Source organism: Nocardia amikacinitolerans NBRC 108937 (genome assembly GCF_001612615.1).
GTDB lineage: Bacteria > Actinomycetota > Actinomycetes > Mycobacteriales > Mycobacteriaceae > Nocardia > Nocardia amikacinitolerans.
Map to the genome: position 1 here is coordinate 102,001 of NZ_BDAU01000034.1, position 11,878 is coordinate 113,878.

Below are 11,878 nucleotides of genomic sequence, written 5' to 3' on the forward strand. Positions count from 1 at the left end.
GGCACACCTATCGGCTACGGCGCGCGACTTTCCACGCCGTGGTGACCAAGGGAATCTGTAGCGGCAGCCGCAGCACTGTCCCGATCTTCATCGCGCGGGATGCCTTCTCGCTGCGCGCCGCATCCACCGCCATCTGCACGTTCGCGGGGAAGACGACGACGAACAACAGCGCGGCGAGCCGCCCGCCGAGCCGCCTGGTGCGCGGCGCCGCGAGCGCCGCCGCCACACCGAATTCGGCGACGCCGGAGACATAGGTGTAGTCGCGGGCCCGGCCGGGCAACGCTCGCGGGATCGTCGCGTCGAAGAACTTGGGCGCCACGAAGTGCATCACCCCGGCGCCGAACAGCAAGGCCGCCAGCAGTAGCGCGGGCCGTCGGCCATCGTCGGTGGTCGGTCGAATGTCTGCCATGGGTACTCACCCTGACATTCACCGGCTGTTCGCGTCGAGTCCGAGCGGTGCGGCGCGGACCCGGTAGGCTCCCGTGCTGTGCCGGAGGGAGAAACAGTGCCGGAGGTAGACCGCGCGGCGAACGAGCGGGCAGGTGAGTGCGATGCTCGGTGATCTCGGGGACCGCGCGTCCAAGGTCGGATTGTCGACCCGTCCGGACTTCGCTTTGGTCGGCGTGCTGCGCATTCCGGAGACGCAGATCAGTCCGTGGGTTTCGCTGAGCCGCAGGATCGCGTTCGCCATCGGACTGCTGTTCACCGCGGCGGCCGTGGTGTACCTCGGGCGGGCGGGGTACCGCGACAACACCGGCGACGAACTGTCCTTCCTCGACGCGTTCTATTACGCGACGGTGTCGCTGTCCACCACCGGCTACGGCGACATCACCCCGGCGTCGCCCGAGGCGCGGCTGGCGAACATCGTCGTCATCACCCCGCTGCGCATCCTCTTTCTCATCGTGCTCGTCGGTACCACCATCAGCGTGCTCACCGAACGATCCCGTCAGTCATTCAAGATTCAGCGCTGGAGGCGCACCGTGCGTAATCACACCGTGGTCGTCGGATACGGCACGAAGGGGCGCACCGCCATCGACGCCATGCTCGGCGACGGCGTGCAGCCCGCCGACATCGTGGTGGTCGACACCGACATGGTGGCGCTGGAGCGCGCCGCCAACGCGGGCCTGGTGACCGTGCACGGCTCGGCCACCCAGTCCGATGTGTTGCGACTGGCCAGTGTGCAGAACGCCGCGGCGGTGATCGTGGCGGCCAACCGCGACGACACCGCGGTGCTGGTCACGCTGACCGCCCGCGAACTCAACAAGAAGGCCAAGATCGTGGTCGCCATCCGCGAGGCCGAGAACATCCACCTGCTGCGCCAGTCCGGCGCCGACTCGGTGGTGGTCTCCTCGGAGACCGCGGGTCGCCTGCTGGGCATCGCCACCACCACACCGACCGTGGTGGAGATGATGGAAGACCTGCTGACCCCTGAGCAGGGTTTCGCGGTGGCCGAACGCGAGGTGGAGGCGAGCGAGATCGGCGGTTCGCCAAGGCATCTCAGCGACATCGTGCTCGGCGTGGTGCGCGGCGGCGACCTGATCCGGGTCGGCGAGCCGGAGGTGGACGCGATCGAGGCGGGCGACAAGCTGCTCTACATCCGGCGCGCGGCGAAGTGACGCCGTCCAGAAGTAATCTCGAAGCGTGTCATTTCAGCTGAACGCCATACCCCTGCTGTCCCGCGCCGCGGTCGACCGAGCCGAGGAGATCCGCGCGGACGAGAAAGCGCTCGAGGAGGGGTGGGCCAAGGCCGGGCTGCTCCGCATCAACCGGCGGGGGCAGGTGCGCTTCGAGGGCGGCGCGCTGGTTCTCGACGCGGCAGTCGAACTGTCCACCGTGCCGAGCCCGGCGGCGGTGTTCCTCGGCATCGCCGAGGGCAGGCACCTGTGGGCGATACGTGACAACGAACTCACCGGCGAGCTCACCGACCTGCGCGTCGTCGCGGGCGAGCTGGACGACTTCACCGCCGGGCTGCTCTCCACCGCGATGGCCTTGCTGAACTGGCACGACAAGTCCGGCTTCAGCGCGTACGACGGCTCGGCGACGTCGTCGGCCAAGGGCGGCTGGTCGCGCGTCACCGAGAGCGGGCACGAGGAGTTCCCGCGCATCGACCCGGCCGTCATCGTCCTGATCCACGACGGCGGCGACCGGGTGCTGCTCGCTCGCCAGCACGCCTGGCCGAAGACCTTGTTCTCGCTGCTCGCCGGTTTCGTCGAAGCGGGCGAGTCGCTGGAGCGCTGCGTGGCGCGTGAGATGCGCGAGGAGGTCGGCCTCGACGTCAGCGACATCCACTACCTTGGCAGTCAGCCGTGGCCGTTCCCTCGATCGCTGATGCTCGGCTTCGCCGCGGTCGCCGACCCGGAGCAGCCGCTCACCTTCTCCGACGGCGAGATCGCCGAGGCGCACTGGTTCACCAGGGCCGAGGTGCGCGAGGCCCTCGCGGCCGGTGATTGGTCCGGCCAACGGGAGGGCGTGCGACTGCTGCTGCCCGGCTCCATCTCCATCGCGCGCACCATCGTCGAATCGTGGGCGGCGCTGGACTGAGCGTCAGGCCAGGGCGGCGAGGGTCTGCTTGACGGTGGCCAAAGACGGATTGGTCGCCGTCGAGCCGTCCGCGAACTTCACCGTCGGCACCACGTGGTTGCCGTTGTTGACGCTGCCGACGAACTCGGCCGAGGCCGGGTCCTGCTCGATATCGATCTCGACATAGCTGATACCCGACTCGTCCAGCTGCTTCTTCAGCCTGCGGCAGTAGCCGCACCAGGTGGTCGAGTACATGGTCAGAACGGGGTTCACGTCAGTCACGGATCCATTCAACGCTGTACTACCTCGTCCTGTTCCACAGTGTCGCCGGTTTCGCGAGCGCAAGGTGTGGCGGTCGCGTGTCGGACCGGGCTGCCATGATGGTGACCGTGCCCGCCATCGACCTCGACGCCCTGGACCCCGAACAGGCCGCCGCCGTCCGGGCGCCGCGCGGGCCGGTCTGCGTGCTCGCCGGCGCGGGCACCGGCAAGACCCGCACCATCACGCATCGCATCGCGCATCTCGTCTCGGCGGGACATGTCAAGCCCGACCAGGTGCTCGCGGTCACGTTCACCGCGCGCGCCGCGGGCGAGTTGCGCGCCCGGCTGCGCGCGCTCGGTCTCGGTGGCGACGCGAATCAAGTGCAGGCCAAAACTTTTCACGCCGCGGCGCTGCGCCAGCTGAAGTACTTCTGGCCGCAGGTCGTCGGCGACGTGCCGTGGCGGCTGCTGGACGGCAAGTTCGCGGTGGTCGCGCAGGCGGCGCACCGGGCCGGGCTGAGCACCGCGACCGAGAGTGTCCGCGACCTGTTGAGCGAGATCGAATGGGCGAAGTCCTCGCTGCTCGCGCCCGAGGACTATCCGGCTGCGGTGGCCAAGCAGCGCAGGGAACCGCCGTACGACGCGGCGCGGGTGGCCGAGGTCTACGCGGCCTACGAGTCGCTGAAGACCTCCGCGGAGGGCCTGCTGCTCGATTTCGACGATCTCCTGCTGCACACCGCCGCAGCGCTGGAGGACTATCCGGCCGTCGCCGACGAATTCCGCGGTCGCTACCGCAGTTTCGTCGTCGACGAGTACCAGGACGTCACGCCGCTACAGCAGCGGGTGCTCGACGCCTGGCTCGGCGAGCGCGACGATCTGACGGTCGTCGGCGACGCCAACCAGACGATCTACTCGTTCACCGGCGCCACCCCGAGCTATCTGCTCGATTTCTCGCGGCGCTTCCCGGACGCGACGGTGGTGCGACTGGAGCGCGACTACCGTTCGACGCCGCAGGTGGTGTCGCTGGCCAACCGGGTGATCGGCGCCGCACGTGGCCGCATCGCCGGTACCCGGCTCCAGCTGATCGGCCAGCGTCCGGACGGTCCTGAGCCGGAGTTCACCGAGTACGACGACGCGCCTGCCGAGGCGGCGGGTGTCGCGGGCCAGATCAAGCGGCTGATCGCGGCGGGCACCCCGGCGGCGGAGATCGCCGTCCTCTATCGCATCAACGCCCAGTCCGAGGCCTACGAGCAGGCACTCACCGAGCGCGGCATTCCTTATCAGGTGCGCGGTGGCGAGGGGTTCTTCCAGCGCGCCGAGGTCAGGCAGGCCGTGCAGGCGCTGCGCCAGGCCGCCGCCCGCGACGACCTGCCCGACGGGTCCCGCCGTGGTGCGGCCCTGGTCACCTTGGTCCGGGCGGTGCTCGCGCCGGTCGGTCTGACCGCGACCGAGCCCGCGGGCGCGCAGGCGCGCGAGCGGTGGTCGTCGCTGACCGCGCTGGTCCGGCTGACCGAGGAACTGGTCGAACACGACGCCGATCTGGAGCTGCCCGGCCTGCTGCGCGAGCTGGCCGCGCGCGCCGAGGCAAGGCACCCACCGACCGTGCAGGGCGTGACGCTCGCGTCGCTGCACGCGGCCAAGGGTTTGGAGTGGGACGCGGTCTTCCTCGTCGGGCTCGCCGACGGCACGCTGCCGATCGCGCACGCGCTCGCCGACGACGGCTCGGTCGGCGATCAGGCCGCGCTGGAGGAGGAACGCAGGCTGCTCTATGTGGGCGTGACCAGGGCACGCGAGCATCTGCGGCTGTCATGGGCACTGTCGCGCGGTGAGGGCAGCAGGCGTACCCGCAGGCGGTCGCGTTTCCTCAACGGTCTGGTGCCCGACGATTCCCCCGCGTCGCGGATCGCGGCGTCGACCGGCCGTCCCGAGGGCAACGGGATACGCCCGTCCTGCCGGGTCTGCGCCAAGCCGTTGATCGGCACCTACGCCACCATGCTCGGCCGGTGCCGTCGCTGTCCAGCGGAACTGGACTCCGCGCTACTGGAGGCGCTCAAGGAGTGGCGCGCCGAAAAGGCCGAGGCACTGCGGGTTCGGGAGTTCGTGGTGTTCACCGACACCACGCTCACCGCGATCGCCGAGCAACTGCCCGCCGACGACCGTGCGCTGGAAGCGATCCCGGGCATCGGCGCGAAGAAGATCGTCGACTACGGGGCCGACGTGCTCGCGATCGTCGCGTCGCGAGTCCGATCGACATCACAAAACCGCAGGTAGAAAATAGGTTGTCGGTTCCGCCGACATTGCATATGGTGGGAATCACGCACCGGGAGGGCATTCCGGCGCGCAGAGTTTCGGACACCGGGGTGCTTCAGACCACCGGGTTCGACACCGGACAGTTTCGACACAACGAGAACAAGGAGGGAGGCAGACCAATGAACGGCAACAACAACTTCGGCGCCATCGGCGTTGCGGTCGGCACGTCCATGTCGGCCTCCCGGGGGATCCTCGCCTTGCAGGGGATCGGTCTGTCCTCAGTAAGTGTGTGCGGTTTTGGTACGCCGGCGACGACTTCGCCGGCGCTTCGGCCGATTCACACCCTTCTCCAGGACAAGCCCAACGGAGGTTGGCATCCGACCGCCAACGCGGCAGTCGGCGTCTTCGCTCGCGAAGCCGGCTATGAGCCGGCGGCCGAGCCCATGGCAGACATCGATCTGCAGGCAGCACGCCTCCGCACCGCACACCCAGCGACCGTGATCAGGAATCGACACAGGTGTCGACCTAGGTAGGGGACCCACCCCAGACCTCCTGGCCACGGATCGCACGAAGCGAAACCGTGGCCAGTACTTTTAAGCGGCCCTTCAGCCGTTTGCCACCGGTTTCGTGGACAACTGACGAACCGCTGCAAACCGAACTGAAGGAGAACGACGTGTTCCCCGCAGAGAGCTGGCCGCAGGCCACCGCTGTCACCCGGGAGGTCACCAAGGTCCTGCCCTGTCGAGCCGGAGATCCCGATCTCTGGTTCGCGGAGAGCCCGGGCCAGCTGGAGCAGGCCAAGGCGCTGTGCGCGTCTTGCCCGATCCGCAAGGGCTGCCTGAGCGCGGCCATCGATCGGCGCGAGCCTTGGGGCGTATGGGGCGGTGAGATCTTCGACCAGGGTGTCGTGATCGCCCGCAAGCGTCCGCGCGGTCGTCCGCGCAAGGTCGCGGTCCCGGCGTGAGAGCCGGGCCCTGGCCTCTCCTCCCTCCGGTCGCTGAGGCCCAACCGTCCGATCCGGACCCCACCGTGGCCCAGGAACGAGAAAGCAGACGAGCCGCTCACCTCGAGATCAGGTGGGCGGCCCGTTTGCGTTGTGGGGGAGCGTCTTTCGCGCCGGTCAGCTGGCCGAGCGCTCGTCGCGCAGGCCGGGCAGCCACGTCGCGGCCAGCTGCATGAACGGCACTTCGGCGTCCAGCTGGGCCAGGATGCCCACCGAGCCGCCGAGAACACGGAAGATCATCACGTGTTCGGCCGGAAGTTGCAGCGCCCGAGCCGTTTTCATCTCCGCGCTGGTGAAGTCGGTCGCCTTGCCCGCGACGCGCTGCATCCACCGGCGGGTGAAGTGGAACGAATCGGTCTTGATCGGATCGGCGAACGGCCGCAGGTAGTCGGCGATTTCGCGATGGGTGACGGTGCGGCCGGGGATCACCCACCCGTTGTCGTACATCAACTGGGTCAGCCCGTCGTAGTCCTCCTCGACGGCCATCGCCAGCATCCGCCCGAGGATCTCGGGGAAACCGTTGGGCAGCGGCGCGCACGCGCCGAAATCGATCACCGCCAGCCTGCCGTCGGCCAGCGCCATGAAGTTGCCCGGATGCGGATCGGCGTGCAGCAGTCCGACGGTCTCGGGCGAGGAGAAGTGAAAACGACCCATCAGCAACGCGACCCGGTTGCGCAGCGCGAGCGTGCCGTCCGGATCCTCGGCGCCCGCCTTGATGATCTGGGACACAGGGGTCCCCTCGAGCCATTCGGTCACGATCACCTTCGGCGCGGAGGCCACCACCTTGGGCACCACGATCTCCGGGTGCCCGTCGAAGGCCTTGGCGAACGCGCGCTGGTTCGCGGCCTCGTTGCGGTAATCCAGCTCCTCCTCGGTGCGCTCGGTGATCTCGGCCAGGATCGGCTTGACGTCCGCGCCGGGGATCACCGAGGAGATCAGGCCGGTCATCCGCGACAGCGTCTTGAGATCGGCGCGCAGCGCCTCGTCGGCGCCCGGGTACTGCACCTTCACCGCAACGATGCGACCGTCCGACCACTCCGCCTTGTGCACCTGTCCGATGCTCGCAGAGGCCGACGGTGCGTCCTCGAAGGAACGAAAGCGCTGCCGCCACTGGGTGCCGAGCTGCTGATCGAGCACCCGGTGCACCGTCTCGGCGGGCATCGGTGGTGCGGCGGCCTGCAGCTTGGTCAGCGCGTCGCGGTAGTGCTCGCCGAACTCCTCGGGAACCGCGGCCTCCATCACACTCAGCGCCTGGCCGAACTTCATCGCACCGCCCTTGAGCTCGCCCAACACGGTGAACAGCTGTTCGGCGGCCCGCTGGTTCAGCTGCGCGCTGATCTCTCCCTTGTCACCGCCCGCGAGCCTCTTGCCGAAGCCGACGGCGGCCCGCCCGGCGATACCCAGCGGAATCTTGGCTAACTTGGCGTTGCGGGACGAGCTACGGCGCACGATCTCAGACACCTCCCCATCATGGCCGAAGCACCCGGAACTTTGCCATGGCAATGGGAAGTTTTCGATCTCACGTTGCGCGCCCCGCGCCGATCGTGCGACAACCACAGGCGGCGTGTGGCGCCCAATACCTTCGCTGGAGCAGGTGCGAATCGAGGTCCAACTCGAGCGTGGCGTCCAGCGTCGCGGGCGGTCGGCGCGGCGAGCAGTCCAGGATCGCCTCGAGTTCGCCGAGCGCGAGCGCCGCCGTCGCCGCGATGGCGGCGGGCGAGGCGTGCCCGACCCGGCCGAGCAGCTGGGCGGCGAGGTGCGGCCACTCGGCGTCGTAGTCGACCCGCGTGAGGTCGGCGCAGCGCAGGCAGCTGGTCTCGCCGGGCAGCACCAGCGGACCGACGACGCCGGTGCCATCGCGCACGCGCACCGGAAGATGCGGAATACGGTGCAGCACAAGTGCGCTCGCCAGACGCGGGTCGGTGACCACGGTGTCGGCGAGCACCACGAGATCGTCGGCCCTCGGTCCCGTGACCACGGCCTCCGGCGCGTCCCCGCGCGACCGCACCGGACGGATGCCGACGCGGCGCAATCCCGCCGAGATCGCGTCCGAGAGCGGCCCGAGGCCGTGCACCCGCACCGCGCGGATCGGACCGGGACGGTCCCTCGGCTGCACCAGCAGACCCGCGGCATCGATCTCCGCCAGCAGCGTGGCGGCGCGTTCGGCGGCGATGCCGCTGCGGCCCGCCTGCCACAGGATCTGCGGCCGGGTCCGTAGCCCATCGAGCAGGCGGAGGAAGCCGAGCACGGTCTGGGTGTCCAGGTCCGGCGGTTCGAGGAGCAGTGCGCGTTCCGGATCCCAGCCGAGCTGGACCACCCCGGACGGGCGGACGAGGATCGTCACCCTGGGATGCAGCATCGGGCCCTGCGGGCGCAACGTGGTCATGCCAAGCAGTATGCGCACCACGCATGACGCGAACGGGCGCGAAACCCGCGGTTATCCACAGGAATTCGCGCTGTTCACACGGGAATTCTCAGGACTTGTCGTCGTCCTTGCCGAGGTCGGGTGCGTCCGGTCCGTCGCCGCGTTCGCGCTCGGCCTCCGCGCGCTCGCGCGCCTCGGTCTCGGCCAGCTGCGCCAGCGGGTCGTCGAACGCGGTGGTGCCGCCGCCGATGACCGAGTCGATGAAGCCCGCGGGGTTGTCCAGGTCATCGGAATCGGGCAGCAGGTCCGGGTGCGCCCAGACACCGTCGCGGGCGTCGACACCCGCGTCGGTGGTCAGCCGTCGCCACAGCTGCGCGGCCTCGCGCAGCTTGCGCGGCCGCAACTCCAGGCCGACCAGGGTGGCGAAGGTCTGTTCGGCGGGTCCGCCGGTGGCGCGGCGGCGGCGCAGCGTCTCCGCCAGCGCGCCCGCGCCGGGCAGCCGGTCGCCGACCGCGTCGATCACCACGACCTGCACCCAGCCCTCGATCAGGGCGAGCAGCGTCTCGAGCCGTTCCAGCGCCTGCTTCTGTTCCGGTGTGGTCTGCGGTTCGAACGCGCCCTGCGCCAGGATCTCCTCGAGCTTCGACGGGTCGGTCAGCGCCATCGGGTCGATGCCCTGGGCGGCCTGCTCGAGCGCGGAGAAGTCCATCTTGATACCGCGCGCGTAGTCCTCCACCGCGCCGAGCACCTGCTGACGCAGCCACGGCACGTGCGCGAACAGCCGCTGGTGGGCCGCCTCCCGCGCCGCGAGGAACACCAGGATCTCGCTCTCCGGCTGTTCCAAGCCCGCGCTGAACTCCGCGATCGCGGTGGGCAGCAGCGCGCCGGTGCCGGTCGGGCCGAGCGGCAGACCGATATCGGTGGAGGTCAGCACCTCCTTGGCCAGCTGGCCGAGCGCCTGGCCGAGCTGCGAGCCGAACGCGAGGCCGCCCATCTGGCCGAGCATGCCGACCATCGGCGCGGCGAATTCCTTGGCTTCCTCGGGTAGTTGCGCGGTCCACATGCCCGAGATCTGCTCGGCGACCGGATCGCACAACCGCTTCCAGGTGGACAGCGTCTCCTCGATCCAGTCGTTGGCCGTCCACGCGACGGTCTTCGTCGCGCCGGCGGGCAGCGTCGTCGCGCCGTCGAGCCACAGTTCGGCGAGGCGTGCCGCGTCGGTCACCGCCTTCTGGGTGCTCGCCGAGACGGGCGTCACACCGGCGCCGAGCTGCTGGCGGGCCAGTCGCTTGGCGACGTCGTAGTTGACCGGACCAGAGGACGCGCCGCCGGGTTGCCCCATGCCGCTGAGCATTTGACCGAGCGAGGTCAACATCTGGCCGAGCTGCGCGGGATCGAATCCGGGCGCACCGCCGCCGATCGGGAAGCCGAACGGATTGTTCGCCCCGGGACCGTTCGGCTCTTCGCCGCGCTTGCGCGGGTCATCGTCGTCACGGTTCGAGAATCCGAACGGGAAGTCAGTCATGCCTCTAACGTTACGCGCGGACAATCGGCGCGTGACGTGGGCGGCCCGTGCTCGACCAGCTGGCGCGCCCTTTACGCGCACAGCTAACGACCGCGCGGCGCGCCGCCGGATTCCGCGCCTGCACCGTCCGCCGCCGGGGAGGATCACTATGGTGGGCGGGGTGAATCGTCGGATCCTCACCCTCCTGGCCGCGCTCGTTCCGGTGCTCGTGCTGGGTGTCATCGGCACCGTGGTCAAGGTGCCGTTCGTCGCGCTCGGACCGGGGCCCACCTTCAACACGCTCGGCGAGGTGGACGGCAAGCAGGTCGTCGACGTGGTCGGCGCCGAACTCGATCCGACGAGCGGGCACTTGAACATGACCACGGTGGCGGTGCGCGACGGGCTGAACCTGTTCGAGGCGTTCGGCTTCTGGGTCAGCGGCCAGCACGGTCTGGTCCCGCGCGCCGAGGTGTATCCGCCCGGCGTGCCACGCGAGGAGATCGACAAGTCCAATCAGCAGGAGTTCAAGGATTCCGAGGGCGATGCCGAGGTCGCGGCGCTGCACTACCTGAAGCTGCCGACCGTCGTGCTGATCCGCAATGTCGGTGACGACGCTCCCGCCAAGGACGCGCTGCGCCCCGGCGACGAACTCGTCAGCGTGAACGGCGCGCCCATCACGACGCCCAAAGACCTGGTCACCGCGGTTTCCTCGCAGCCGCCGGGCAGCCAGTTGACCGTGGTGTTCCGCCGCGACAACGCCGAGCAGACCGCGACCATCACCCTCGGCGCGCGCCCGGACGATCCGGCCAAGGGCTACCTCGGCGTCACCCCTGGCGAGGGCGCGCTGCCGCCCATGCAGGTCACCTTCAACCTGGCCGACATCGGCGGCCCGTCGGCGGGACTGATGTTCAGCCTCGCCCTCGTCGACAAACTGAGTCCCGGCGACCTGGACGGCGGCAAGTTCGTCGCGGGCACCGGCACCATCGACGGGGAGGGCGCGGTCGGCCCGATCGGCGGCATCCAATACAAGATGATGGCCGCGCGCGAGGCGGGCGCCGAGACCTTCCTGGTGCCCGCGGCCAACTGCAACGAGGCCAGGCAGCGCACGCCGGAAGGCCTGCGCCTTGTCAAGGTGGAGACCCTCGACGGCGCGGTGCAGTCGCTGAACGCGATCAACGCGGGCGCCGAGGCGCCGAGCTGCGGCTGATCAGTCGAGCGTGTGGTGCAGCGCCTCGATGAGGTTCGGCGCCAGGTTCGGGTATGTCCGCAGGTCGAGGTCGCCGAAATCGTCCTCGTCGTCCTGCGGGCGCACCTGCAACAGCGACAGCGACGCGCCGTCGCGCAGCACGGCGGCGAACAGGCGCGCCTCGCGACGGCCGGGGTGCGCCTCGGCGGCGGCGCGTGCCGCGGCGTCGGCGGCCTCGTGGTCGGCGAGCAGCGGGGCGAGCGCGTCGTCGAGGGTGCTCTCGGCGTCCGGCGGCAGCACCACGATCTCCTGCACCAGCACACAGCCTTTGACGGCGGGCGGCCAGCTCGTGGTGGCGAGGAACTCGTCGAGCGCCATCGAACCGCCGGTGATGTCGTCGGGCAGTGGCTCCTGCGCGATCGGCGTCAGCTCGTCGCCCTGGTCGATCTGATCGAGCAGACCGGGTTCGGCCGCGACCAGATCGGCGGTCGGCACCAGCGCGAACATCTGCGGCGGACGGCCCCAGCCCTCGGCGTCGGCGAACTCCGCGACTTCCCGTACGGCGCGGGACAGGACAAGCTCGGCGTGCAGATCGGCGTTCACGGTGGACATCCTCGCATCACCACCGCGAGCCGATCGGCGAAGCCACCGAAATCGGTTCCGCCGAGTTCACCGAGGCCACACACGACGTCGCGATGTCCGTTTCCGTAGAGTGGGCGCCAGACGGTCCGCGAGGACCGAACCGCAACGTCGGAATGCGGCGCACCGACCGAATATGCCGGTCGGGCGC

The 11,878-nt window shown here is 69.6% G+C and carries 12 protein-coding genes; 6 read left to right on the forward strand and 6 right to left on the reverse strand.

Going from position 1 to position 11,878, the window contains the following annotated elements:
* Positions 1–7 precede the first annotated feature (7 nt).
* Positions 8–409 (reverse strand): DoxX family protein, encoded by a 402-nt coding sequence (locus NAM01S_RS25185; protein WP_067789478.1) that lies wholly within the window; start codon positions 407–409, stop codon positions 8–10.
* Positions 410–551: 142 nt separating this feature from the next.
* Here NAM01S_RS25185 and NAM01S_RS25190 point away from each other — a divergent pair, with 142 nt between their 5' ends.
* Together NAM01S_RS25190 and nudC are read left to right on the forward strand one after the other, a co-directional pair.
* Positions 552–1,616: a potassium channel family protein gene (locus tag NAM01S_RS25190; RefSeq protein ID WP_067789483.1), complete on the forward strand. Its 1,065-nt coding sequence runs from the start codon at positions 552–554 to the stop codon at positions 1,614–1,616.
* 25 nt (positions 1,617–1,641) lie between these two features.
* Complete coding sequence (nudC, locus tag NAM01S_RS25195; RefSeq protein ID WP_067789486.1) at positions 1,642–2,541, forward strand: NAD(+) diphosphatase; 900 nt, start codon at positions 1,642–1,644, stop codon at positions 2,539–2,541.
* Between the two features lie 3 nt (positions 2,542–2,544).
* Here nudC and NAM01S_RS25200 read toward each other — a convergent pair whose 3' ends face one another.
* Positions 2,545–2,775 (reverse strand): mycoredoxin, encoded by a 231-nt coding sequence (locus NAM01S_RS25200; RefSeq protein ID WP_067789586.1) that lies wholly within the window; start codon positions 2,773–2,775, stop codon positions 2,545–2,547.
* A 122-nt stretch (positions 2,776–2,897) separates the two neighbouring features.
* On the opposite strand from NAM01S_RS25200, the gene NAM01S_RS25205 reads away from it, so the two are divergent.
* From NAM01S_RS25205 to NAM01S_RS25215, 3 genes are all read left to right on the forward strand, one after another.
* Positions 2,898–5,051: an ATP-dependent DNA helicase UvrD2 gene (locus NAM01S_RS25205; protein WP_067789489.1), complete on the forward strand. Its 2,154-nt coding sequence runs from the start codon at positions 2,898–2,900 to the stop codon at positions 5,049–5,051.
* Positions 5,052–5,209: 158 nt separating this feature from the next.
* On the forward strand, positions 5,210–5,563 hold the full coding sequence (locus NAM01S_RS25210; RefSeq protein WP_143861393.1) for a hypothetical protein: 354 nt from the start codon (positions 5,210–5,212) through the stop codon (positions 5,561–5,563).
* Between the two features lie 140 nt (positions 5,564–5,703).
* Positions 5,704–5,994 carry a WhiB family transcriptional regulator gene (locus tag NAM01S_RS25215; RefSeq protein WP_067789589.1) on the forward strand — a complete coding sequence of 97 codons (291 nt, stop codon included), beginning with the start codon at positions 5,704–5,706 and terminating at the stop codon, positions 5,992–5,994.
* 156 nt (positions 5,995–6,150) lie between these two features.
* On the opposite strand, the gene NAM01S_RS25220 is transcribed toward NAM01S_RS25215, so the two are convergent.
* The 3 genes from NAM01S_RS25220 to NAM01S_RS25230 all read right to left on the reverse strand — a co-directional run bounded on the left by NAM01S_RS25220 (position 6,151) and on the right by NAM01S_RS25230 (position 9,923).
* Positions 6,151–7,494: an ABC1 kinase family protein gene (locus NAM01S_RS25220; RefSeq protein WP_067789495.1), complete on the reverse strand. Its 1,344-nt coding sequence runs from the start codon at positions 7,492–7,494 to the stop codon at positions 6,151–6,153.
* 58 nt (positions 7,495–7,552) lie between these two features.
* Positions 7,553–8,419, reverse strand: a complete 867-nt coding sequence (locus tag NAM01S_RS25225; RefSeq protein ID WP_067789496.1) for a hypothetical protein — start codon at positions 8,417–8,419, stop codon at positions 7,553–7,555.
* An 88-nt stretch (positions 8,420–8,507) separates the two neighbouring features.
* Positions 8,508–9,923, reverse strand: a complete 1,416-nt coding sequence (locus NAM01S_RS25230) for a zinc-dependent metalloprotease (protein WP_067789498.1) — start codon at positions 9,921–9,923, stop codon at positions 8,508–8,510.
* 160 nt (positions 9,924–10,083) lie between these two features.
* Here NAM01S_RS25230 and NAM01S_RS25235 point away from each other — a divergent pair, with 160 nt between their 5' ends.
* Positions 10,084–11,109: a YlbL family protein gene (locus NAM01S_RS25235; protein ID WP_218018461.1), complete on the forward strand. Its 1,026-nt coding sequence runs from the start codon at positions 10,084–10,086 to the stop codon at positions 11,107–11,109.
* Here the strand turns inward: NAM01S_RS25235 and NAM01S_RS25240 are convergent, their stop codons facing one another.
* Entirely contained in the window at positions 11,110–11,700 is a 591-nt protein-coding gene (locus tag NAM01S_RS25240; RefSeq protein ID WP_067789502.1) for a PPA1309 family protein, read from the reverse strand.
* Positions 11,701–11,878: the final 178 nt, after the last annotated feature.